Genomic DNA, 23,527 nt, shown 5'->3' on the forward strand with positions numbered 1-23,527 from the left:
GGGCCCAAGTGGGGGCCCAAAGCGGGGTGCGGGGGTGGTCAGCCATGGGTGGGTCCTCCCTGGGTGGGGGAGAGGCCGTGCCAGATGGCGATGGCCTGGCCGCGGCTCGCGGCGTTGAGTTTGGCGAAGATGCGGTTGATGTGGTTCTTGACCGTCTTCTGACTGATGAAGCAGGTGGCGGCGATCTGCTGATTCGTCATGCCCGAGGCGATCAGGTCCATCACCTCCCCCTCCCGTTGGCTCAGTAATGAATGTGCCATATCCGCTTGCTGCTGCGAAGGGGTTCCGGCAAATGCCTTACGGGTGGCGGAAGAAGAAGCACGATGCGGCGTTGCAGGAGCATAGCCGTCCCGGACCGTGGCCAGCAGGGCGTTCGACGCCGTGTGGGTGAAGTGCGGGCGTCCCAGCTTCGCGTCGCGGACCGCGTCGACGAGCTGGTCGGCGGTGAACTCGCCGTGCACCAGGTAGCCGCACGCCCCGAGGCGGAGCGCTTCGTGGACGATGTCGCTCTCGCGGCTGTAGGTGGTCATCAGGACCGGGGCGATCCGGACCAGGTGCGGCAGGGCCGTGATGCCGTCCACCCCGGGCATGCGGACGTCGAGGAGGATGACGTCCGGCCGGTGGCGGACGGCGGCCTCGCACGCCTCCCGCCCGTCCGCGGCCTGGGCGGCGACGTCGATGTCCTCGCGGCCGGACAGCAGCGCGGTCAGGCCCGCCCGGACGACGGGGTTGTCGTCCGCGACGATCACTCGCAGGTGCTCGTGCATGGTGGTGCGCCCTCCGTTCCCAGTGCCCGTACCGGCAGTTCCAGCCGGACCTCCGTGCCCTTCTCCGCCCCGCCCCGGCCGATGCGGATGCGTGCGCCTATCGAGGCGGCGCGTTCGACCATGCCCACCAGGCCGAAGTGCCCCGCCCGCCGCAGGTCGTCGAGCGTCGTCCCGGCGGGCAGCCCGCGCCCGTCGTCGTAGACGCTGAGGACCAGCACGTCGCCGGAGACGCCCGACGACACGTCGATGCACGTGGGCGCCCCGTGCCGGTGGGCGTTCTCCATGGCCTCCGCGGCGACCGCGAGGAGCTGGCGCGCCACCACGTGCGGGACGCGGGGCGGCGCGGCACCCAGGGCGCGGTACTCGGCGCGGACGCCGTGGCGGCGGGCGAAGTCCGCGGTGCGGGCGGCCAGCTCCCCGGCGACGTCCACGCCGCCGTCCAGCCCCGACTCGCGCCGCAGGTCCGCCAGCAGCTCGCGGGACTCGGCGGCGGCGCGGCGGGCGGACCGGGCGACGAGTTCCGCCTGTCGCCGGACCGACGCGGGGTCGTCGCGCTCGGCCGTGGACGCCAGTCCGTCGGCGGCCAGTGCCAGGCCGTGCAGGGTCTTGGCGACGGAGTCGTGCATCTCCCGGGCCAGCCGGGCGCGTTCGGCCTCCACCGCGCCGGTGACGGCGAGGCGGGCGCGCGCCTCGGTGAGGGCCTGGCTCGCGGCGCCGAAGTCGAGGATGAGGTTGCGGAGGGTGGAGCCGACCGCGCCCGCGATCACGCACAGTCCGGGGAACAGGAGCGACGACGGCTCCACCGCCACCTCCCGGCTGACGCCGTACGACAGCAGGAGCAGCAGGGACTGGAGGACGGCGAAGAACGCCGCGCCGCGCCAGCCGTACAGCAGGCCGGCGAGCAGCGGGGTGCAGATGGTGACGTACGCGAGCGTCGACTCGGGCGAGGCGGTGGCCAGCAGCAGCGCGCCGAAGAGCATGTCCCCGGCGAGGACGGCCGGGTGGCGCAGCAGGACGCGGCCGAACCGCTCCCAGTCCCGCAGCACGACGTACGACACCATGAAGGTGATCAGGACGGCGGCGCCGACCAGCCAGGTGCCGAGACCCGGGGCGGCGCCGTCGAGGGCGAACGGGGACGCCAGGACGATCATCGCCAGCCGGAAGCCGAACACCTGGCGGCAGAGTGCCTGGAGGGCGTTGATCTGGAGGGGGAGGGACGGTGCGGCCCTCGGTGCCGGCCTCCTGAGGTGGATGGCGTTCATCGTGACCGGTCCCTACCCGCCGATGATGTCCGTGAAGTCGACACCGGAGCCGTAGTAGAAGCTCAGCGCGATCAGGATCATGGTGGCGGGCAGCATGACCATCGTGACGACGAGCGTCGTCTTCGGTACGGCCTTGGCGGCGGCGCGGCGGGCGTTCTGCGCGTCCGTGCGCCGCATGTCGTTGGCGATCTGGATCAGGGTGTCGACGATCGGCGCGCCCAGTTCCTCGCCCTGCTGGAGGGCGGTGACGAACATGGAGACCTGCTCGGAGGCGTTGCGCCTGCGCAGCTGGTCGAAGGCCTCGCGGCGGCTGACGCCCATGTCCATCTGGCGCAGGGTGATGCGCAGTTCGTCGGCCCACGGCCCGGAGTACTTCTCGGCGACGCGCTCCAGGGCCTGGCGGAAGCCGAGGCCGGCGGAGACGACGACGGCGAGGACGTCGAGGAAGTCGGGCAGGGTGCGCTCGATGTCGTCCCTGCGGCGGCGGATGGCGAGCCGCAGCAGGACGTCGGTCCAGGTCAGTCCGTACAGCAGGATGACGACGGCGACGACGGTCTGGCCGCGCGCGAGCATGGCGAGTGCGGCGAGGACGCCGAGGAAGCCGTAGACGGCGCGGCGCGCGGCGTAGCGGTCGACGGTCATGCCGCCGGGGTTGCCGGCCATGTCGAGGCGGCGGCGCAGCGCGTCGACCCGCTTGGGGCCCATCATGCCGAGGACGGCGGGCGCCCAGCGCATGCCGATCCGGTCGATGCCGCCGCCGACGGCGGTGGTGCGGGTGGCGCCCACCTCCAGGGCGAGGACGAGGTCGCCGGGGAGTTTGGCGTCGGCCCGGTACATCCGGATGCCGTGGAAGACGCCGTACACGGACAGGCCGATGACGGCCGCGTACAACAGGCCCATGACGTGTCACCTCCTCAGACGCGGATGCGGGACAGGCGGCGGATGAGGACGAAGCCGGCGGCGTACAGCCCGAAGGCGAGGACGGAGCCGATCTGTCCGGCGGCGGAGCCGGTCATCTTGTCCAGGGCGCCGGGTGCCATGCCGTTGATCATCAGCAGGAAGCCCAGGCCGAGGAGGGGCAGGGCGAAGGCGGTGACCTTGACCTGGGAAAGCAGGGTGACGACCTCGCGGCGGGTCTCCTTGCGCTCCTCCAGGGTGCTGGTGAGGTTGCGCAGCGAGGTGACGACCTGGCCGCCGGCCCGGTTGGACAGCACCAGGGTGGAGACCAGGACGACGAGTTCGCGGGAGGGGAGCCGGTCGGCGAGGTCGCCGAGGGCGTCGTCGAGGCTGTGGCCGAGGGCGAGCTGGTCGGCGACCTTGCGCAGCTCCTCGCCGGCCGGGTCGTCGAGCTCCTCGGCGGCCATCGCGATGGCGGTACGGAGGGCGAGGCCGGCCTGGGTGGCGTTGGCGAGGACGCGGGTCAGCTCGGGGAGCTGGCCGATGAAGGCCTCGGTGCGTTTCTGGCGCTGCCAGTTGAGGAACGCCACGGCGCCCCACAGTCCGGCGAGCGCGCCGAGGACGCCGAAGAACGGGGCGAAGACGGCGCCGATGGTGAAGTGCACACCGAGCAGGGCGACGACCGCGTAGACGGCGTACTCGCCGGGGGTGAGGTCCAGGCCGGTGGCGGCGATCCTGCGTTCGAGGCGGCGGCCGGGGCGTGTGGCCCGCAGGCGCCGGTCGATGCCCACGAACCGGCGGCGCCGGCCCCGGTGGGTTGCCTGGCCCGTCTGGGTCATCCGGGCCACGAGGGCTTCGCGCTGCGCCTTGCCGGACGCGTAGACGTGCACGCCGACGACGCCCAGCACGCAGGCGAGGAGCGTGACACCGAGCGTCAGGAGGGGGACGTTGTCCATGGTGGCGGGGTCCAGTCGGGTCCGGTCGGAGGGACGGGGGCGGGGTGGGGCGGGCGGCGGGGCTTCGGCGGGCGGGTTTTTCGTCGGTGGGGCATCGGGGGGAGTGGGGCGGCGGACGGGGCTTCGGCGGGCGGGCCCTGCGGGTCGGTGGTCCGGGGTGTCGGCGGGTGGTCGTCCGGGATCGACGGGTCAGAGGGTGGTGGCGCGGCGGAGGGCGAGCTGTTCGTCGGTGTGGGCCACTCCGAACGCGGCCGGTATGGCCTCGCTCTTCATGTAGAGGCGCTCGGCGACCCGGCGCGGCAGCGGGTAGTACTCGAAGTGGCCGTGGATCCGGCCGTCGGCCGACATCGGCCGGGCGGCGAAGCGGCAGACGGTGACGATCCGGTACTCCTCCCGGCCGTGCGAGTCGACGACCGCGATCTCGGTGATCTTGCGGGCGCCGTCGGCGTGCCGGGTGAGCTGGACGATGACGTCGACCGCGCTGTTGATCTGGTCCTTGATCGCGGCGAACGGGACCTCGACCTCCGACATGGACCCGAGGGTCTGCAGGCGCATCAGGGCGTCCTCGGCGCTGTTGGCGTGGACGGTGGCGAGGGAGCCGTCGTGGCCGGTGGACATGGCCTGGAGCATGTCGAGCGTCTCCCCGCCGCGGACCTCGCCGACGATGATGCGGTCCGGGCGCATGCGCAGGGAGTTGCGTACGAGGTCGCGGATGGTGACCCGGCCCTTGCCCTCGACGTTGGGCGGGCGGGCTTCGAGGGTGATGACGTGGGACTGCTGGAGCTGGAGTTCGGCGGAGTCCTCGATGGTGACGATGCGTTCGCCCTCGGGGATGAGCCCGGACAGCGCGTTGAGCAGGGTGGTCTTCCCGGTGCCGGTGGCGCCGGAGACGATCACGTTGAACTTGGCCCGGACGAGTCCGGCGAGCAGCATCACCATGTGCTCGTCGAGCGAGCCGAGGGCCACCATCTCCTGGAGCGTGAAGGCGCGCGGGAAGCGGCGGATGGTGAGGACGGGGCCGGTGAGGGAGAGCGGCGGGATGACGACGTTGACGCGCTCGCCGGAGGGGAGGCGGGCGTCGACCATCGGGTTGGACTCGTCGACGCGGCGGTTGACGGTGGAGACGATCCGCTCGATGGTCTGCATCAGCTGCTCGGTGGACGAGAACCGCATCGGCAGCTGTTCGAGACGGCCGCGCCGCTCGACGAAGACCTGCTCGGGGCCGTTGACCATGATCTCGCTGATGGAGGCGTCCTCCAGGAGCGGTTCGAGGATGCCGAGCCCCAGGGCCTCGTCGACGACGCGGCGGATCAGCTGCGACCGCTCGGTGGAGGACAGGACGGGGCCCTCACGGCTGATGATGTGGCCCAGCACCCGCTCCAGGCGGGCGCGGCGGTCGGCGGCCGCCAGGGCGGACATCTCCGCGAGGTCGATCTCCTCCAGGAGCTTGACCCGGTAGACGCCGACGAGGTGGTTGTCCTCGCCACGGCCGTCGACCGGCTCGGGAGTGGTGATGCGCGCCCGCAGGCTCATGTCGTTCTCGTCTCCCTCAGTCGGTGGCGGGCGTGGTGACGGGCATGGTCGTGGACCTCCGCGCGCCGGGGAAGGTGAACAGGGGGATGACGGAGGGGATGGGGACGGTCGCGGTGGCCGTGACCTCGTCGCCGCCCCCGCCGACGGTGACGTCCGCGCCGAGCCACGCGCTCGCGGCGGCCTGTCCCGCGCCCTGCGCGTCCGCCGCCGGGTCCTGCGACGCCACGCGGGCCGCCGCCCTGGACGCGGTGCCCGCCTGCTGCACCGCGTACGCCACGAAACCGAGCTGGACGGCGGCCAGGGCGGCGATCAGCAGGACGGTGAGCCAGCCGACGAACTCGACGGCCGCCTGGCCCGTCTCGGCGGGGCGCCGCCGCCACGCGTACCCGCTCATTCGTCGCCCTCCCTCGCCACGGCCGCCGTGCCGCGCACGGGGACCGGGATGTCGAAGCCGGGGAAGAGGACCGGGACGTTCACCTGCACCGAGGCGGTGTACAGGTCGCCGCCGGCTCCGCAGTCCGCCGCGACGGTCCATGCCCCCGACACGCTCGCCTGCGCCGCCGCGGCGCACGCGCCGGCGCCTCCCACGGTCCCGGCCCGGGCCGCCGCGTCGGCCGCGTTGCCGGCCAGCGACCAGGCGTACCCGACGAGCGCGGCCTGCCACAGCAGCACGATCGTGCCGAGCACCACCGGGACCATGCCGGTGAACTCGACGGCGACCTGGCCCCGGTCACTTCCGCAACGGCGTTCCATGTCCCACTCCGCCCCCTGACCCGCTACTTGCCGCGTGCCCGCCGGAGGCCCACCGAGCCCCGGTCGCCGCGGAACTTCCCCTGCCTGACTTCCCCTTCCGGTGCCTTGACGATTCCCAGTTCGGCCGCAAGTGCCCACAGGGCCTGCTTGACGGAGGACTTGGCCTCCAGGTCCTGCATCCGGCCGGCGTCGACGACCGACTGGAGCTCCTTGAAGCCGGCCGGTACGGAGGTCCTGGCGACCCGCGTGCCGGTGATCCTCTCCACGAGCGGCGGCTGGATCTCGGAGTTGCGGACGTGCCGGTTGACCACCGTCACCGTCTCCTCGGCCTTGCGGATCTGGAGCCGGTCCCAGAGCCTGACCATCCGCTTGGCGGCGCGTACCGCGACGACGTCGGGCGTGACGAGCAGCAGGGTGGTGTCGGCCATCTCGATGGCGGCGGCGTTGGCGCCGTCGAGGTGCGTACCGCAGTCGACGACGACGACCTCGTAGCGGTTGCGCAGCGCGCTGACGATCTGGCGCACCGACCGGTCGCTGACGTCCTCGCCGCGCTCCCCCTCCGCCGGGGCCAGCAGCAGCCCGATGCCGGACTGGTGGGCGTACAGGGCGTCCTGGAGGACCCGGGGGGATATGTCCTGGACGGCCGCGAGGTCCACGACGGACCGCCGGAACTGCACGTCCAGGTAGGAGGCGACGTCCCCGGACTGGAGGTCCAGGTCCACCAGCGCGACGCTCAGCCCGGAGGCGCGGGCGGCGAGGGCGAGCTGCACGGCCGTCACGGTGGTGCCGACCCCGCCCTTGGCGCCGGTCACGGCGACGACCCGGCCGCCCGGTCCGGTGAAGACGTCCCCGCCGTGCCCGAGGTGGCGGCGTACGCCCACGGACCAGGCGGCGGCGGACTGGACGCGCTGGGCCAGTTCCTCGTACGACAGGGGCATGCCGACCAGGCCGCGGGCACCGGAGTCCATGGCGGCCGAGTAGAGGCCGGGGCCCGCGTCGGCGGTGACGAGGACGACGCCGACGGCGGGGAAGCGGAGGGCCACCTCCCGGATCAGTTCGAGGGCCGGGACGGGTCCGATCCGCTCGTGGACCAGCACCACCTCGGGCAGTTCGTCCAGGGACTCGGCGGCGAGCCGGGCGAGCATGTCGATCAGGGAGGTGGAGTCGCCGACGGGACTCGCCGGTTCGGTGTCCGGGAGCTGGCCGAGGAGGGTGGTGATGGAGCGGGCGGCGTCGGCGTCGCCGACGGCCGGGAGGATGCGTGTGGTCATCCGGCCCTCACTTGTTCCTGTCTTCGTCGAGCGTGTAGCTGCCCTCGCCGGGCCGCAGGACGGTGGGGCTGTTGCGGGGCAGCAGCGCGAGCCGTACGTGCTCGGCGAACGACTCGGCGTAGGCCACGCGCTGGGCGTCGGTGGTGCCGAGGGCGAAGGTGATCGGCACGGCCTCCCGGACGCCGACGCCCCGGTTGTCGTCGCGCTTGCCGTCGAGCGGGGTGAGCTTGCCGACGTCCAGGACGCGGGCGTTGGCGACGATGACGCGGGACTCGGCGACGGCGCCCTTCTCCCGGTTGTCGTCGCCGAAGGTGGCGTAGATGTTCACCAGCGAGCCGGGGGTGATCTTGCCGGCGACTCCGGTGGCGGCGTCGATCATGATGGCGATCTCCTGCTGGCCGCTCTCCAGGGCGGGCCGCCCGGCGATCATGTCCTCCTGGAGGAGGGAGCCCTTCTTGAGGTCGGTGACGGCGATCTTGCCCTTGACGAGCGAGAGGTCGGTGACGGCGTTCCCGGAGAGCCAGCGCTCGGGCATCGTTATCCGGCGGAACTGGCCGGGCTGGAGCGCCGTGTAGGCCGCCACGTCGGCCTTCAGCTCGTACGCGTCGACCTCCGGGCCGACCTTGGAGTTCACGTCGCTGATCACCGTGACCACGCCGGCGAACGCGCCGAGGGCGCACAGGAGGGAGAGGAGCAGGAGAATGACACCGCGGCGCTGACGTGAGTTCATGGGCGGGGCGACCTCGTGAGGGGACGTGGGCGACGACGTGGGCGACGAGCTGGGTGTGACGGGCGCGGACGTGCCGGATGCGGACGTGCCGGGGACGTCATGCCGCTCCCCGGCCGGGCTCGGGCGGCACGAGGGGGGCCGCGCAGAAGCCGCAGCGGTCTCCTATGAGGTCCATGCCGCACCAGGAGCACATCTCCCGCCGGACGGACGCGACGAGCTGGTAGAGGACCGAGATGTCGGGAAGGAAGGCGGCGAACTCCACGAGCTTCGCCGTCCCCCACCACCGCGGTGACTCGCCCGGCAGCGCGCCCTCCACGACGCCCTGCACCCGCCAGGCGGGGGCGAGGGACTCCGTGACCCACTCGGAGGCCGACTGGCCCCGCGCCACCATCAAGTGCGTACCGAACTCGGGTCCGGCGAGCTGTTCGCCGGTACCCACCTTGACCAGCTGGGGCGCCGGGTTGGCCAGGACCCCGAACTGGCTGCCGGGCACCCACGACTTGGCGTGCGTCCGCAGGCTCACGGGTACGCGGTCGAGCCGGGCGACCGTGTTGAGCAGCGCTCCGGCGTAGACGTAGTGGGACAGCAGGCGGGCGGCCGAGGCGATGACACCGGCGCTGAAGTCGCAGACGGAGAGCTGGCGCAGCTGGCGGACGAGGACGGCGACGCCGAGCGGGGGGAGGTCCAGTCGCAGCAGCGCGATGCGGTCGCTCTCCAGGACGGACCGGACGGTGTGCAGGCGGTGCTCGTGGCGGGCGGGGAGGGAGGCGGGGTAGAGGGCGACGACGTAGCCGTGCTGCTCGACCAGGACCTGCATGTCGGCGATGGCGGCGTCCAGCGGCTGTGCGTCGGGGGACGGGAGCAGCGCCGCCGTGGGGGTCTGGTGGTCGGTCGGCGGCAGCACCAGATCGGCGCTGGTGACGGCAATTGCGGTCGGCACGCTGTTCCCCGTTCAGCTCCGGCCACCGGGATTCCGGCGAACCGCAGACACCTGCTCTGCCTGCTCCTCCACGCTCACTCCTGCCCACCCGCACTTTAGCCACGTCTCCGGGGGCGGAGAACAGCTTTCGGATCGCTCGGTCGCCCGTTGTGGACGGCCCGTGGGTCACCAATCAGGACGAAGGCGTCAGTGGTTAACTCCTGTTTCTTTCCACAGGTCTTGACAAGTCGATTGGTCTGGACCAGTTTTACGGAAACGGCGGTGGCCACCGTTCTCCCGCACCTCCCCGACTCCCCCACCGGAGGCAGCACGTGGACCCCTCACCCCGCAGATCCGCCCGCGCACGTCACGGCCGATGGCTCGGCGGAGGCCTGGCCCTGGCCGTGGGCGCCGGGCTCGCCCTCACCGGCGCGACGGCCGGCACCGCGTACGCCGCGGACGTCAACGTGGCCAAGAACGCCGGCTTCGAGTCCGGGCTCGCCAACTGGACCTGTTCGGCGGGCAGCGGGGCCACGGTCTCCTCGCCCGTGCACGGCGGGGCCGCCGCGCTGAAGGCCACGCCCGGCGGGCAGGACAACGCCCGGTGCGCGCAGACCGTGGCGGTCAGGCCCAACTCCACGTACACCCTGAGCGCCTGGGTGCAGGGCGGCTACGCCTACCTCGGCGCGAGCGGCACCGGGACGACGGACGTCTCCACCTGGACGCCCGACTCGGCCGGCTGGAAGCAGCTGACCACCCGCTTCACGACCGGCGCCACCACCACGTCCGTGACCGTCTACACGCACGGCTGGTACGGGCAGTCCGCCTACTACGCCGACGACGTCTCGGTCTTCGGACCGGACGGCGGAGGCGGCGGCGACCCCGACCCGGTGGTGCCCGCCACGCCCGCCGGGCTCACGGCCGGCGCGGTCACCTCGTCGTCGGTCGCCCTGAGCTGGAACCCGGTCTCCGGCGCGACCGGCTACCACGTCTACCGGGACGGGGCCAAGGTCCAGTCGGTGACCGGGACGTCGGCGACCGTCACCGGGCTGGCCGCGGACACCTCGTACAGCTTCCAGGTCAGCGCCGGCAACGCGGCCGGCGAGTCGGCCAGGTCGGCGGCGGTGGCGACGAGGACCTCACCCGGCGGGCAGAATCCCAACCCGGCCGTGCCCCGCCACGCGGTGACCGGCTACTGGCAGAACTTCAACAACGGCGCCACGGTGCAGAAGCTGCGGGACGTGCAGGCGCAGTACGACATCATCGCCGTGTCGTTCGCCGACTCGACCGCCACGCCCGGCCAGATCGTCTTCAACCTCGACCCGGCCGTCGGCTACGCCTCGGTCGCCGACTTCAAGGCCGACATCGCGGCCAAGAAGGCGGCCGGCAAGTCGGTGATCATCTCGGTGGGCGGCGAGAAGGGCAACGTCACCATCAACAGCGACGCGTCGGCGACGGCCTTCGCGAACAGCGCGTACGCCCTGATGCAGGAGTACGGCTTCAGCGGGGTCGACATCGACCTGGAGCACGGCATCAACTCCACCTACCTGACGAAGGCGCTGCGCCAGCTGTCGGCGAAGGCGGGGCCGGGCATGGTGCTGACGATGGCGCCGCAGACCATCGACATGCAGAACACCGGGACGGAGTACTTCAAGACGGCGCTGGCCGTCAAGGACATCCTCACCGTCGTCAACATGCAGTACTACAACAGCGGCTCCATGCTGGGCTGCGACGGCAAGGTCTACTCGCAGGGGTCCGTGGACTTCCTGACGGCCCTCGCCTGCATCCAGCTGGAGGGCGGCCTGGACGCCTCCCAGGTCGGTCTGGGCGTGCCCGCCTCGACCCGCGGCGCCGGCAGCGGTTACGTCGACCCGCAGATCGTGAAGAACGCGCTGGACTGCCTGACCCGCGGCACCGGCTGCGGTTCCTTCAAGCCGTCGAAGACGTACCCGGCGCTGCGCGGGGCGATGACCTGGTCCACCAACTGGGACGCCACCGCGGGCAACGCCTGGTCCAACGCGGTCGGGCCGCACGTCCACAACCTGCCGTAGCGCTCAGCCCCGGTACGCGAGGTAGTGGTGCAGCACGGGGCCCAGTTCCGCCAGCCACTGGTGGAGCTGGGCCTTGCGGCGTGCGTCGATCCGGCACTCGTACAGCATGCCGCCGGGGTGGACGACCGCCACCATGAGCACCTGGCCGTACGGGGCCGGGGCGGCGTGGACGGTGGTGATGCCGGACCACGGGAAGTCCAGGGTGTGGCCATCGATCTCCAGCGACACCCCGGACGGGTCCACGATCACGGAGTTGCGCCGGTCGTGCGCCACGAACTCCGGCCCGTCGGCGGGCGGCGGCGCCCCGTGCGGCGGCGCCGGGTACGGCGCGGGGTACGGCACGGGACCGCCGTACGCGGGCGGGGCCGGTGCGCCGTACGCAGGCGGGGCCGGCGCCCCGTACGGAGGTGACGGCGGTGCGCCGTACGGTGCCGGCGGTGCGCCGTACGGCTGCGGTATCGGTGGCGGCGGGCCGAACCCCGGGGGCGTCGTCATGCCCCAAGTATGGCCGCGGTCCACCGCCCCGCCCCTACCAGGGCAGCTCGCGCACCTGCTGGATGCAGAGCACCAGGAACAGCACCCCGGCGGCGCCCAGGACGCCGTTGCTGAGCATGCCGTTGCGCCACTCCCGCGGGGTGCGGGAGGAGTTGAGGAGCCAGACCAGCGTGAGGGCGAGGAACGGCATGAAGAAGGCGCCGATGACCCCGTAGACGATGACCAGGCCGAACGGCTGGTCCAGGAAGAGCAGCGACATGGGCGGGAACGTCAGCCACAGCAGGTAGGCACGGAAGGGCAGCGACCTCTCGCGGGCGCCGGCGGCGACCTCCTCGCCCGTGGTGGCACCCGCCCCGCTCCCGGCGGCGCCCTGGTCGTCCCCGGCGGCACGGCGCTTGCGGTAGTGGGTGACGAAGTCGGCGAACATCAGGCTCACGCCGTGCCAGACCCCGATGAGGGAGGTGATGGAGGTGGCGAAGAAGCCGATGAGGAACAGCTTGGAGGTGACCGTGCCGTACTGGTCCGCCAGGACCCCGCCGAGGTCCAGCAGCCCCTTGTCGCCCTTCGCGAGCGCCACACCGGCGGAGTGCAGCAGCTCGGCGCCGACGAAGAGCATGGCGACGACGAAGATCCCGGTGGTGACGTAGGCGACGCGGTTGTCCAGCCGCATCACCCGCATCCACGAGGTGTCGGTCCAGCCCTTGGCGTTGACCCAGTAGCCGTACGCGGCGAGCGTGATCGTGCCGCCGACGCCGCCGATCAGGCCGAGGGTGTAGATCAGCGAGCCGTCCGGCAGGACGGGCGCGAGGCCGGCGACCGCGTCCCCCAGGTGCGGGGTCACCCGGACGGCCAGGTACACGGTGACGACGAACATCACGCCGACCAGCAGGGTCATGACCTTCTCGAACACGGCGTACCGGTTGAACCAGACGAACACCAGCCCGCCCACCCCGCACAGGACCGCCCACCATTTCAGGTCCATGACGCCGGGGAAGAGCGCCTGGAGGGGCAGGGCGCTGGAGGACATGGCGGCGGCGCCGTACACGAAGCCCCAGACGGCGACGTACCCGGCGAAGTAAACGGTGGTCCAGGCGCCGAGGCTGCGCCAGCCGTCGAAGAGGGTGCGGCCGGTGGCCAGGTGCCAGCGTCCGGCGGCCTCGGCGAGCGAGATCTTGACGAGGCATCCGGCGACGGCGGCCCACAGGAGCGTGTAGCCGAACTTGCTGCCCGCGATGAGCGTGGCGACCAGGTCCCCGGCGCCGACGCCGGTGGCGGCCACGACGATGCCGGGCCCGATGTGGCGCCAGCTCGCCCTGCGCATCGGGGGTCCGTCCGTGCCCTCGGCCTCACCCTGTCGTGCGGTGTCTGCCATGCCTTGCCGCCTTTCTTCACCCGACGTCACGTCACCAAAGCGCGACGCGGGGTGATCGCGCAAGGGGGCCGCGCGCGGCGGACCCGACCGAACGCATACTTGACGCGGTCATGCCAGCGCCGGACGATGCGTCGCACGGGGAGACCCACCCCGTACCCCCCACCGCAGGAGACAGCATGCGCATGCGCATACGCGGCAGAAGGTCCGTCACCCTCACGGCCCTGCTGGCCCTCGCCGTCGCGGCCCCGCTCACCGCCACCACCTCCACGGCCACGGACGTGCCGGCCACCCCCGCCGCCACCGCGGAGGAGGTCGTCCGGCAGTACGAGATCCACGGCCCCTCCACCCCCGCCGAGCGGACCGCCCTCGCCGCCACCGGCGTGTCCATCGACGAGGCCGACTCCCACGCCGTCGTGGTCAGCGCCAACGCGGAGCAGGCACGGAAGCTGCGCGCCCTCGGCCACCGGCTGGAGGCGCTGCCCGCACCGCCCGACCGGACCGGCGGCAAGTCCGTCGGCGCCATGGACTTCCCCTCCGCCGACGCCCGCTACCACAACTACGCGGAGATGAACGCGGAGATCACCCAGCGGCTCCAGCAGTACCCGAACATCATGAGCCGCCGCGTCATCGGCAAGAGCTACCAGGGCCGCGACATCGTCGCCATCAAGATCAGCGACAACGTGGCGACGGACGAGAACGAGCCGGAGATCCTCTTCACCCACCACCAGCACGCCCGGGAGCACCTCACGGTCGAGATGGCGCTCTACCTGATGCGCGAGTTCGGCGCCGGTTACGGCTCCGACTCCCGTATCACCAGCGCCGTGAACAACCGCGAGATCTGGATCGTGCCGGACCTCAACCCGGACGGCGGCGAGTACGACATCGCCTCCGGCTCCTACCGCAGCTGGCGCAAGAACCGGCAGCCCAACGCGGGCTCGTCGTACATCGGCACCGACATGAACCGCAACTGGAACTTCAAGTGGGGCTGCTGCGGCGGCTCCTCCGGCTCGCCGGGCTCCGACACCTACCGCGGCACGGCCGCCGAGTCCGCGCCCGAGGTGAAGGTCGTCGCCGACTTCGTCCGCTCCCGCAACGTCGGCGGCAAGCAGCAGATCAAGGCGGGCATCGACTTCCACACGTACAGCGAACTGGTCCTGTGGCCCTACGGCTACACCTACAACGACACCGCCCCGGGCCTCACCCAGGACGACCGTGACGCCTTCGCCACCGTGGGCCGCAAGCTGGCCGCGAGCAACGGCTACACGCCCCAGCAGTCGAGCGACCTCTACGTCACCGACGGGTCCATCGACGACTACCTGTGGGGCGCGCACAAGATCTTCGGCTACACCTTCGAGATGTACCCGCGTTCCGCCTCCGGCGGCGGCTTCTACCCGCCCGACGAGGTCATCGAGCGCGAGACCTCCCGCAACCGCGACGCGGTGCTCCAGCTGATCGAGAACGCCGACTGCATGTACCGCTCGATCGGCAAGGAACAGCAGTACTGCGCCTAGCCGTAGTCCCGCCGCCCGGCCGGCGGTGAGCGGGGCGGCACGGCGTCCGGATGGCGGGCGCCGTGCCGTCGCGGCTCGTGTGGGACGGGCGGGGGATCAGTCCAGGACCGCCATGGCGTCGATCTCGACGAGCAGGCCGGCGGGGAGACCGACGTAGACCGTGGTGCGGGCGGCGGGGGGCGCGGTCAGGTCCGCGAAGTACGCGTCGTAGATCTCGTTCATCTCGGCGAAGTGCGCCGTGTCCGTGAGGTAGACGCGGATCATCATCACGTCGTCCCAGCTCGCGCCGCCCGCCGTCAGGACCGCCTCGACGTTGGCGAGGGTCTGCAGGGTCTGTTCGCGCAGGGTCGGGCCGGCGGGGGTGGGGGCCTCGCCCTCGGCGGCCGGGAGGAAGCCCACCTGACCGGCGACCTGGAGGATGTTCCCCTTCCGTACGCCGTGGGAGAAGCGGGCGGGCGGGGCGGTGTGGCCGGCGGGGGTGAGGGCGGTCTTCTCGGTCATGCGGTGTCCTTCGGGGCCGTGGTGCCGGAGTACTCCCCGCTGATGGCGTCGGCGGTGCGGCGCACCAGCGGGAGGAGGGTGAGGAGTTCGTCGGCGGTGACGACGACGTTCGGCGCGGAGACCGACATGGCGGCGACGACCCGGCCGTCCGCGCCGCGGACGGGGGCGGCGACGCAGTTGATCGACTCCTCGTGGCCACCGAGGTCGGTGGCCCAGCCCTGTTCGCGCACGGTCGCCAGTTCCTGGAGGAACGCCGCGGCGTTCGGGATCGAACGGGGCGTGTACATGGGGTAGTCGAGCTTCGCGGCGAGGGCGCGCCGCTCGGGCTCGGGCAGGTCGGCCAGCAGCAGCTTCGCCACCGCGGCGACGGTGATCGCGACGGGCTTGCCGATGCGCGAGTACATACGGACCGGGTAGCGGCTGTCGACCTTGTCGATGTAGAGCACCTCGCCCTCCTCGTGCACGGCGAGGTGGACGGTGTGGCCGGTCTCCTCGTTGAGGCGTACGAGGTGGGGGTGGGCGATCTCGCGGATGTCGAGGTTCTCGACGGCCTCCTGCGCGAGGGCGAACAGCCGGGCGCCGAGGCGGTAGCGCTGGTCCTCCTGGCGGTAGACCAGGCCGTGCTCGTGCAGGGTGCGCAGCAGCCGCAGGGCGGTCGACTTGTGCACGCCGAGGGCGTCGGCGACCTGCCCGAGGTCGGCGGGGCCCCGCGCGAGCAGCGGCAGGATGCTGAGCGCCCGGTCGACGGTCTGGCTCATGGGGTGCGTACCTCCTGGTCCTCCCCGGTCCGTGTCCAGCCGGGGCCGAGGTGCAGTCTCCCCCAGGCCGCGTCGTCGAGGGCGGCGAGGCGGTCGGCCCGGGCGCGGGCGGGCGGGGTGCCGAGGTCGCCGGGGACGGTGAGCGCGGCGGCGGCCATCAGGTGCCCGTGGCGCAGCCGGCGCGTGAGGTCCAGCCCGCGGAGGGTGGCGGACAGGAACCCGGCGGCGAAGGCATCGCCGGCGCCGACCGGGGCGACGACCTCCACCCGGGGCGCGGGGACGAACACGACGGCGTCGGACGCGGGAGGCGCGGGCCGTCCGGGGCCGGGGCCGGTGGCGGGGGCGGGCGGTCGCGGTGCGGCGGGCGGTCCGGGGGCGGGCCGTCCGCGGTCGGCGGCGGGCGCCGGACATGCGGTGGCCGGAACCGCGGGCGTGTCCGCGGGCGGGGTCCGAGGCGACGGCTCCGTGCCGCGGGCGAACGCCGTCGCGCCCCGCCCGCCGTCCTTGACGACCAGGACGGCGGGCTCCGGCAGTGCCTCGCGGAGTGCCGCCGGGCCCCGCAGGCCCCACGCCGCCTCCGCCTCGTCCACGCCGACGAGGACGAGGTCGGCGCCCCGCGCCAGGTCGAGCAGGACGCCCGGGTCGGCGCCGCGCCACAGGCCGGCCCGGTGGTTGACGTCGAAGGAGACCAGCGGGCGCCCGGGGCGGCGGGCGGTGAGGTCGCGGAGCAGGGCCAGGCACCCGGCGGAGAGCGCGGCGGTGATGCCGGTCAGGTGCAGGACGCGCGCGGGCCCGAGGTCCCCGGGCGGCACGGTGCCGGGGGACATCGCGGAGGCGGCGGAGCCGGCGCGGTAGTAGAGGACCTCGTGGGCGTCGTCGGCCCGGTCGGTGGCCGTGCGGAAGTAGACGCCGGTGGGGCGGTCCGGATCGCGCCGTACCGCGCTGGTGTCGACCCCGTACGCGGCGACGGCCGCCACCAGGTGGTCGCCGAAGCCGTCGGCGCCGACGCGGCTGACCCATGCCGCGCGGTGGCCGGCGGCGGCCAGCGCGCAGGCGACGTTGGACTCGGCGCCGCCGATGGCGCGGGTGAAGGACGGCACGTCGGCGAGGCTGCCGGGGCGCGAGGGCAGGAAGGTGACCATGGACTCGCCGAGACAGACGACGTCGGTAGCGGTCACGCTGGGGGCTCCTCACCGGGTCCACCGGATCCATTGACCCGGCGTTGGGCCGGATGTTAGACACCACTGAGCGATATACGCAATGACCGTTGCACAGAATGCAACAGATGGGGAGGGGTGGCCATGGCCGCCGAACACCTCGGGGCACAGCACCTCGCGAGCGAGCGCGTCGACCACCGGTTCAAGGGGCTGCCCATGGACGCCGAGGGCCTCACCGTGGGCGAACTGGCCGCGCAGCGCCGCGACCTGTTCACCGGCGGGTTCACCACCCCCGTGCTCGCCCTCTCAGCCGAGGCCCTGGAGCACAATCTGGCGCTGCTGGAGACCTACGCCGAGCGGCACGGCCTCGCCTTCGCCCCGCACGGCAAGACCTCCATGGCGCCGCAGCTGTTCGACCGGCAGATCGCGTACGGCGCCTGGGGCATCACGGCGGCCGTGCCGCACCAGGCCCGCGTCTGCCGCGCGTTCGGCATCCGGCGGATCTTCCTCGCCAACGAGCTGGTCGACGCCGCCGCGCTGCGCTGGGTCGCCGCCGAGCAGGACCGCGACCCGGACTTCCGCTTCCTCTGCTACGTCGACTCCGTGCGCGGCGTCGAACTGATGGACCAGGCCCTGCGGGGCTCCGGACGCCCCGTCGACGTCGTCGTCGAGCTCGGCGCCGGCGACGGCGCGCGCACCGGGGCGCGTACGGAGGCGGACTGCGCCGCCGTCGCGGACGCGGTCGCCGCCACCGGCACGCTGCGCCTGGCCGGTGTCGCCGGGTACGAGGGCGAGGTGCCGGACGCGACGCCCGGGGCCGTACGGGCCTGGCTGCACCGCCTGACCGCCCTGGCCGCCGAGTTCGACAAGGCGGGCCGGTTCGCGGACGGCCCGGACGAGATCGTCGTCAGCGCGGGCGGCAGCGCCTGGTTCGACACGGTCGCCGAGGTGTTCGCGCAGCTGCCGACGCTGTCCCGCCCGGTCCTGAAGCTGCTGCGGTCGGGCGCCTACGTGTCCCACGACGACGGCCAGTACCGCGACCTCACCCCCTTCAACCGCGTGCCGGAGGAAGGCGCCCTGCGGCCCGCGTTCCGGCTGTGGGCCCAGGTGGTGTCCCGCCCGGCGCCGGGCCAGGCGTTCGTCAACGCGGGCAAGCGGGACGCCGCGTACGACCTCCACCTGCCCGAGGCGCAGGTCGTCCGCTCGGCGCGGGACGGATCGGTCCGCCCTGCGGAGGGGATCACCGTGAGCCGCCTGTCCGACCAGCACGCCTGGCTGGAGACCGCGGCCGGCGCGGACGTGGAGGTGGGCGACTGGGTCGGCATGGGCCTGTCGCACCCGTGCACCTCGTTCGACAAATGGCAGCTGATCCCGGTGGTCGAGGCGGACGGCACGGTCGTCGACTTCGTCCGCACCTTCTTCTAGGAACGGCCGGCATGGACCTCGTCATACGGGACGCGCGCGTCGTCGACGGCACCGGCGGCCCGTCGTACCGCGCCGACGTCGGCGTCGCCGGCGGCCGGATCGCCGCGATCCGCCGCGAGGGGGACCCGGCACTGTCCGGCCGGCGCGTCCTCGACGCGTACGGGCTGGTCCTCTCCCCCGGCTTCATCGACATGCACGCCCACAGCGACCTCGCGCTGCTGCGCGACCCGGACCACAGCGCCAAGGCCGCGCAGGGCGTCACCCTCGAAGTGCTGGGCCAGGACGGCCTGTCGTACGCGCCGGTCGACGACCGCACCCTCGACGAGATCCGCCGTGCCCTCACCGGCTGGAACGGCGGTGCGCCCGGGGACACGGCCGTCGACTTCGACTGGCGGACCGTCGGCGAGTACCTGGACCGCATCGACCGCCAGGGCGTCGCGGTCAACGCCGCCTACCTCGTCCCGCAGGGCACGGTCCGGGCGTACGTCATGGGCTGGGAGGACCGCCCGCCCACCGGCGCCGAGCTGGCCCGGATGAAGCGGCTCGTGGCGGAGGGGCTGGAGCAGGGCGCGGTCGGCATGTCGTCCGGCCTCACCTACACGCCCGGCATGTACGCGCGGGACGCCGAACTGACCGAGCTGTGCCGGGTCGTGGCGGCGTACGACGGCTACTACTGCCCGCACCACCGCAGTTACGGGGCCGGCGCCCTGGAGGCGTACGCGGAGATGATCGCCCTCACCCGGGAGGCCGGCTGCGCGCTGCACCTGGCCCACGCGACCATGAACTTCGGGGTCAACGCGGGCCGGGCGCCCGAACTGCTCGCGCTGCTCGACGAGGCGCTGGCCGCCGGATCGGACATCTCGCTCGACACCTACCCCTACACCCCCGGCTGCACCACGCTCGTCGCGGTGCTCCCCGGCTGGGCGAGCGAGGGCGGCCCGGAGGCGGTCCTGGCCCGGCTCCGGGACGACGCGACGGCCGAGGCGATCCGCCACGACCTGGAGGTGACCGGGTCGGACGGCTGCCACGGCGTCCCCGTCGAGTGGGACACCATCGAGATCTCGGGGGTCTCCGCCCCAGGTCTCGCCGGCCTCGTCGGCCGCCGCCTCGACGGCTGGCCCACCGCGCGGCGCCTGCTGATCGAGGACCGGCTGGGCACGACGATCCTCCAGCACGTCGGCCACGAGGAGAACGTCCGGGCCATCATGCGCCACCGCGTCCACACCGGCGGCTCCGACGGCATCCTCCAGGGCGCCAAGCCCCACCCCCGCGCCTACGGCACGTTCCCCCACTACCTGGGGCGGTACGCGCGGGAACTGGGCGTCCTGTCGCTGGAGGAGGCGGTCGCCCACCTCACCTCCCGCCCGGCCGCCCGCCTCCGCCTCCCCGACCGGGGCCTGGTCCGCGAGGGCCACCGCGCCGACCTGGTCCTGTTCGACCCCGCAACCGTGGCGGCCGGCTCCACCTTCGAGGCCCCCCGAACCCTCCCGGTCGGCATCCCCCACGTCCTGGTCGACGGCCGCTCCGTCATCGCGGACGGCCACCGTACGACCGCCCTCCCCGGCCGCGCCGTCCGCCGCACGCCCGGGCGCCGCTGAGCCGGCTCCCGGACCCGCCGCGCCGGACCGTCACGGCGTGCGCGCTCCGTGGCGCTCGGCCGTGCGGGGGGCGGGGACCCGGGTCCGGTCGGGGCGAGCCCTCGCGGACCGGCGTACCAGGACCGTCCCGGCGGCGCCCGCGACGGCCGCCAGGGCGAAGCCGTACCACGGGGTGGCGCCTGAGGGGGCCGTCTCGTACACGAGGGCGGCGGACAGGACGGCCAGCACCCGGCCGGCGCGGCCGTCCCACGCGGTCGCGGCCACCACGGTGGTGCCCCACAGCAGGTACCAGGGCTGGACCATCGGCGAGAGGACCACCAGGGCGACGAGGGCGAGGCCCAGGGCGTGGACCGGGGACGGGCGGCCGCGGGCCGAGCGCCACGCCAGGTACGCGATGACGGCGAGCGCCGCCGCGAGGCCGAGGCGCTGGACGGCCGTCTTGACCGGATCCGGGTCGGTGCCCAGCAGCGCGTGCAGCAGCTCGCCGAGGAGGAGGCCCAGGTCGCTGGTGACCGACAGGGCGGTGTGGATCGTCCCGGCGACGCTCTGCGTGCGCAGCCAGCCGAACCCGGTGCCGGCCAGCAGCGTCGCACCGGCCGCGACCGCCCCCGCGACCAGCCCCGGCCCGACCAGCCCCTTCACCACCCGGTGGCCGGCCGGGCGGCCGGCGGCGGCGCGGCCGACGATCACGCCGATGAAGAGGAGCGCCACGGCGGCCGGGGACTTCACCATCATCGCGAGCCCCACGAGCGCGCTGCCCGCCATCCAGCGGCCGCGCCGGGCGAGGACCACGCCCGCCAGCATGAAGGCGATCATCAGCCCGTCGTTGTGCATGCCGCCGACCACGTGCATGAGCAGCAGCGGGTTGAGCGCACCGAGCCAGAGGGCACCGCGCTCGCCGTCCTCGCCGCGGTCGCGTACCAGTCGGCGCAGCGCCCAGACGATCAGGGCCAGGGCCGCCACGGCGATCAGCCGCATGCCGAGCACGGCGGGCACGATCGACCCGCCGGTGGCCAGGGTCACCGCCTGCGCCAGCACCAGGAAGACCGGGCCGTACGGGGCGGGCGTGTCCGTCCAGTGCCCGCCGACGCTCGCGGCGGCGTCCCCGCCGACGCCGCCCGGATCGAGCACGGACGGCCCGGCGCCGTAGACGTCGTGGCCCTCCAGGACCATCGCGCCCTGGGCGATGTAGCTGTACACGTCGGCGCTGAAGAGGGGCGGGGCGAGGAGCATCGGCGCCGCCCACCAGCCGAGCGTCACCAGGGTGTGGCGCACGGACGACCCGGCCCGGCCGTAGCCCCACCAGGCGACCACGAGGAGGGTCAGGCCGAGGTACGCCAGGACGGTGGCCGCCACCGTGACCCCCGGCCCGTGGGGCACCCAGATGCCCCACGGGTCGCGGGTCGGCAGTGTCCCGGCGGCCCAGCCGCCCGCGGCTGTCGCGACCGACCCGGCCGCGCCCAGCCGGCGGTACCCGACAGCGCTCATTGCCCACATGACCCGCCAACCTATCGGGCGGGTCCGGGCCGCTCGGCTACGGCCGCCCTGCTACGGCTTGGGCAGGGTGCACCCGGGCCGCCCGAGGTCGATCTTGTTGCCGGTGCCGACGCAGGCGACGATGCCGTACGTCTGCTGGCCGTAGTTGATGCCGGGGCGGACCGTCACGGTGCCGTTCTGGTCGACCTCGCACGGGTTGTTCATCGTGCAGCGCTGACCGTCCTCATTGCCGGTGTTGTTGACCGCGACGACCTTGCCGGTGGCGCTGTCGACGACGGGTGACCCGGACGTGCCGCCGATGGTGTCGCAGGCGGCGGTGTAGCGGACGGAGTCCTTCATGGTCCAGCCGGCTTCCTTGAGGCGGTACGCGAAGCCGTCGATCGAGCAGCTGTAGATCCGCTTCCAGTAGCCGGAGACCACCTTGATGGCCGTGCCCTGGGCGGGACGGGTCGCGTCCAGCTCCAGCGCCTTGATGGAGTGGCGCGCCTGTATCTGGGCGTACGTGCTGGTCAGCTCGTACAGGGACACGTCGGTGTCGGTCATGGTCGCGTACGCGATCTTGGATGCGCGGAGGGTGGCGACCTTGCTGCCGGCGGAGTTCAGCAGGCCGAAGGTGCGGGTGGAGGGCTTGTCGACGACGACCGTGCCGGGTCCGGGCATGCCGCTCTCCAGGCAGTGCCCGTTGGACAGCACGAGCGCGGGGTCGGTCGGCTGGGAGCCGGGCAGGCGGACGAGGGAGCCGGAGCAGTTGCTGAGCGCGACGGTGCCGGCGAAGTCGACGGCCTTGGTGGTGGGGGCGGTGGGGGTGGTCGGGGCTGCCGCGGCGGTGGTGGCTCCGGTGCCCAGGAGCACCAGGGCGAGCAGCGTGCCGACGAGAGGCTTGCGCATGTGGGGGGTCCCCTCTGGCGGTGACTTTGTCATGCGCATTGTGAGGGGTGGGGCGTGGGTGGGAGGAGAGCCTTTTCGGCCGTGCGGTGCGGGGCGGTGCGTGCGGTGCGGTGCGGTGCCTGCCGGTGGGTGTGGGGTGCGGCCCCTCCGGGCTCACCTCCTCGAGGCCGGCTGGGTCTCGGCGATGGGGAGCCCTCCCGACGCCGCCGGCCTCTGCGGGGGCGGCCCTGCACGGCCGCACCCCGGTCGTACGCCGGGTGCGGGCCGGTGGTTCTTGCAGGACGGGGACGAGGGGGTGTGCAGGGTCGCCCCCACGCCCCCCGGGTCTACGCCCGCAGGGGCCCCGACCCGGGCCCGCCGGCCGCACCGCGGCGCGGCGTCAGCCCTCTTCGACGACCCGGGTGAAGCCGGTGTTCACCGCCAGGAGGCCGCCGTCCACGCGGAGGGTGGTGCCGGTGATCCAGGAGGCGTCCGCGGAGGACAGGAAGGCCACCGCCGCCGCGACGTCCTCCGGTTCACCCACCCGGCCCAGCGGGTACACCCGGTCCGCCAGCACCTCCAGCTCCCGCTCCCGGCCCTTCCAGCCGCGGGTGCGGATTGTGCCGGGGTTGACCTGGTTCACCCGGACGCCGCGCGGGGCGGCCTCGGCCGCGAGGGTGCGGGTGAGCGAGGTGAGCCCGCCCTTGGCGGCGCTGTACGCGTGGCCGCCGAAGGCCTGCTCGGCGTTGACCGACCCGATGTTGACGACCGCCCCGCGCCCGGACGCCGCCAGGCGCCCGAGCGCCGCCCGCGCGCACCGCAGCGCGCCGAGCAGCGTCACGTCCAGGGACGTCTGCCAGACCTCGTCCGCCTCGTCCTCGAAGCGGGGCGCGTCCGGGACGCGCGCGAAGGCGTTGTTGACGAGCACGTCCAGGCGGCCGAACGCCTCCGCGGCGTACGCCACCGCCGTCTCGACCGCCGCGCGGTCGGCCACGTCGCACCCGTACGCCACCGCGCCGGGATCGTCCCGGCGACCGCGCGGGCGGGCTCCTCGTCGAGGTCCACCACCAGCACCCGGGCCCCCTCGGCGCCGAACCGGCGCGCGGTGGCCTCGCCGATCCCGCGCGCGGCCCCGGTGACCAGTACGCCGTACCCGTCGAAACGCCCCTGAGCGGCCATCCGCCGATGATGCCCGCACCGGCGCGCG

At 73.3% G+C, this 23,527-nt stretch carries 21 protein-coding genes and 1 pseudogene; 4 read left to right on the plus strand and 18 right to left on the minus strand.

The genetic code is table 11. The annotated features are described in order from the left end of the window. Positions 1-38 precede the first annotated feature (38 nt). The 10 genes from A4V12_RS07090 to A4V12_RS07135 all read right to left on the minus strand — a co-directional run bounded on the left by A4V12_RS07090 (position 39) and on the right by A4V12_RS07135 (position 9,109). Positions 39-767, minus strand: a complete 729-nt coding sequence (locus tag A4V12_RS07090; protein WP_064068354.1) for a response regulator transcription factor — start codon at positions 765-767, stop codon at positions 39-41. Then, positions 746-2,029, minus strand: a complete 1,284-nt coding sequence (locus A4V12_RS07095) for a sensor histidine kinase (protein WP_064068355.1) — start codon at positions 2,027-2,029, stop codon at positions 746-748. Before A4V12_RS07095 ends, A4V12_RS07090 begins: the two co-directional genes overlap by 22 nt. A 12-nt stretch (positions 2,030-2,041) precedes the next feature. Continuing rightward, positions 2,042-2,929 (minus strand): DUF5936 domain-containing protein, encoded by an 888-nt coding sequence (locus tag A4V12_RS07100; protein WP_064068356.1) that lies wholly within the window; start codon positions 2,927-2,929, stop codon positions 2,042-2,044. A gap of 14 nt (positions 2,930-2,943) precedes the next feature. Next, positions 2,944-3,882: a type II secretion system F family protein gene (locus A4V12_RS07105; protein WP_064068357.1), complete on the minus strand. Its 939-nt coding sequence runs from the start codon at positions 3,880-3,882 to the stop codon at positions 2,944-2,946. A gap of 189 nt (positions 3,883-4,071) precedes the next feature. Next, positions 4,072-5,415 (minus strand): CpaF family protein, encoded by a 1,344-nt coding sequence (locus tag A4V12_RS07110; protein ID WP_064068358.1) that lies wholly within the window; start codon positions 5,413-5,415, stop codon positions 4,072-4,074. A 16-nt stretch (positions 5,416-5,431) separates the two neighbouring features. Continuing rightward, positions 5,432-5,809: a TadE family protein gene (locus A4V12_RS07115; protein ID WP_064068359.1), complete on the minus strand. Its 378-nt coding sequence runs from the start codon at positions 5,807-5,809 to the stop codon at positions 5,432-5,434. Further along, a complete protein-coding gene (locus A4V12_RS07120; RefSeq protein ID WP_064068360.1) occupies positions 5,806-6,168 on the minus strand; it encodes a TadE/TadG family type IV pilus assembly protein in 363 nt (120 codons plus the stop codon). The genes A4V12_RS07115 and A4V12_RS07120 overlap by 4 nt, the downstream gene beginning before the upstream one ends. Positions 6,169-6,191: 23 nt before the next feature. Further along, entirely contained in the window at positions 6,192-7,439 is a 1,248-nt protein-coding gene (locus tag A4V12_RS07125; RefSeq protein WP_064068361.1) for an AAA family ATPase, read from the minus strand. Positions 7,440-7,446: 7 nt separating this feature from the next. After that, positions 7,447-8,169 carry a Flp pilus assembly protein CpaB gene (cpaB, locus tag A4V12_RS07130; RefSeq protein WP_064068362.1) on the minus strand — a complete coding sequence of 241 codons (723 nt, stop codon included), beginning with the start codon at positions 8,167-8,169 and terminating at the stop codon, positions 7,447-7,449. A 97-nt stretch (positions 8,170-8,266) separates the two neighbouring features. Continuing rightward, positions 8,267-9,109 (minus strand): hypothetical protein, encoded by an 843-nt coding sequence (locus tag A4V12_RS07135; protein ID WP_064068363.1) that lies wholly within the window; start codon positions 9,107-9,109, stop codon positions 8,267-8,269. A 311-nt stretch (positions 9,110-9,420) separates the two neighbouring features. Between A4V12_RS07135 and A4V12_RS07140 the strand changes: the two genes are divergently transcribed. Then, a complete protein-coding gene (locus A4V12_RS07140) occupies positions 9,421-11,139 on the plus strand; it encodes a chitinase (RefSeq protein ID WP_064068364.1) in 1,719 nt (572 codons plus the stop codon). Positions 11,140-11,142: 3 nt separating this feature from the next. Here A4V12_RS07140 and A4V12_RS07145 read toward each other — a convergent pair whose 3' ends face one another. Continuing rightward, positions 11,143-11,481, minus strand: coding sequence for a hypothetical protein (locus tag A4V12_RS07145; protein WP_234372100.1), 339 nt, complete (start codon positions 11,479-11,481; stop codon positions 11,143-11,145). Positions 11,482-11,668: 187 nt separating this feature from the next. Continuing rightward, positions 11,669-13,006, minus strand: coding sequence for an Nramp family divalent metal transporter (locus tag A4V12_RS07150; RefSeq protein ID WP_064068366.1), 1,338 nt, complete (start codon positions 13,004-13,006; stop codon positions 11,669-11,671). A 176-nt stretch (positions 13,007-13,182) separates the two neighbouring features. Here A4V12_RS07150 and A4V12_RS07155 point away from each other — a divergent pair, with 176 nt between their 5' ends. After that, positions 13,183-14,517 carry a M14 family metallopeptidase gene (locus tag A4V12_RS07155; RefSeq protein ID WP_064068367.1) on the plus strand — a complete coding sequence of 445 codons (1,335 nt, stop codon included), beginning with the start codon at positions 13,183-13,185 and terminating at the stop codon, positions 14,515-14,517. A 96-nt stretch (positions 14,518-14,613) separates the two neighbouring features. Here A4V12_RS07155 and A4V12_RS07160 read toward each other — a convergent pair whose 3' ends face one another. From A4V12_RS07160 to A4V12_RS07170, 3 genes are read right to left on the minus strand one after another with little or no spacing between them, the layout of a single operon-like run. Continuing rightward, on the minus strand, positions 14,614-15,018 hold the full coding sequence (locus tag A4V12_RS07160) for a RidA family protein (RefSeq protein WP_064068368.1): 405 nt from the start codon (positions 15,016-15,018) through the stop codon (positions 14,614-14,616). After that, on the minus strand, positions 15,015-15,776 hold the full coding sequence (locus A4V12_RS07165) for an IclR family transcriptional regulator (RefSeq protein ID WP_064068369.1): 762 nt from the start codon (positions 15,774-15,776) through the stop codon (positions 15,015-15,017). Before A4V12_RS07165 ends, A4V12_RS07160 begins: the two co-directional genes overlap by 4 nt. Beyond that, positions 15,773-16,954, minus strand: a complete 1,182-nt coding sequence (locus A4V12_RS07170) for a sugar kinase (RefSeq protein WP_064068370.1) — start codon at positions 16,952-16,954, stop codon at positions 15,773-15,775. Before A4V12_RS07170 ends, A4V12_RS07165 begins: the two co-directional genes overlap by 4 nt. 123 nt (positions 16,955-17,077) lie before the next feature. Here A4V12_RS07170 and A4V12_RS07175 point away from each other — a divergent pair, with 123 nt between their 5' ends. Further along, positions 17,078-18,358: an amino acid deaminase gene (locus A4V12_RS07175; protein ID WP_064068371.1), complete on the plus strand. Its 1,281-nt coding sequence runs from the start codon at positions 17,078-17,080 to the stop codon at positions 18,356-18,358. A gap of 11 nt (positions 18,359-18,369) precedes the next feature. Beyond that, positions 18,370-19,956 (plus strand): N-acyl-D-amino-acid deacylase family protein, encoded by a 1,587-nt coding sequence (locus tag A4V12_RS07180; RefSeq protein ID WP_064068372.1) that lies wholly within the window; start codon positions 18,370-18,372, stop codon positions 19,954-19,956. Positions 19,957-19,986: 30 nt separating this feature from the next. On the opposite strand, the gene mptB is transcribed toward A4V12_RS07180, so the two are convergent. The 3 genes and pseudogenes from mptB to A4V12_RS07195 form a co-directional block, all read right to left on the minus strand. Further along, positions 19,987-21,453 (minus strand): polyprenol phosphomannose-dependent alpha 1,6 mannosyltransferase MptB, encoded by a 1,467-nt coding sequence (gene mptB, locus A4V12_RS07185; RefSeq protein ID WP_064068373.1) that lies wholly within the window; start codon positions 21,451-21,453, stop codon positions 19,987-19,989. Between the two features lie 51 nt (positions 21,454-21,504). Next, positions 21,505-22,341, minus strand: coding sequence for a S1 family peptidase (locus A4V12_RS07190; protein WP_064068374.1), 837 nt, complete (start codon positions 22,339-22,341; stop codon positions 21,505-21,507). Positions 22,342-22,720: 379 nt separating this feature from the next. After that, positions 22,721-23,499: pseudogene (locus A4V12_RS07195) on the minus strand (SDR family NAD(P)-dependent oxidoreductase). Positions 23,500-23,527 lie beyond the last annotated feature (28 nt).

The organism is Streptomyces noursei (assembly GCF_001646665.1).
Classification (GTDB): Bacteria; Actinomycetota; Actinomycetes; order Streptomycetales; family Streptomycetaceae; genus Streptomyces; species Streptomyces lavendulocolor.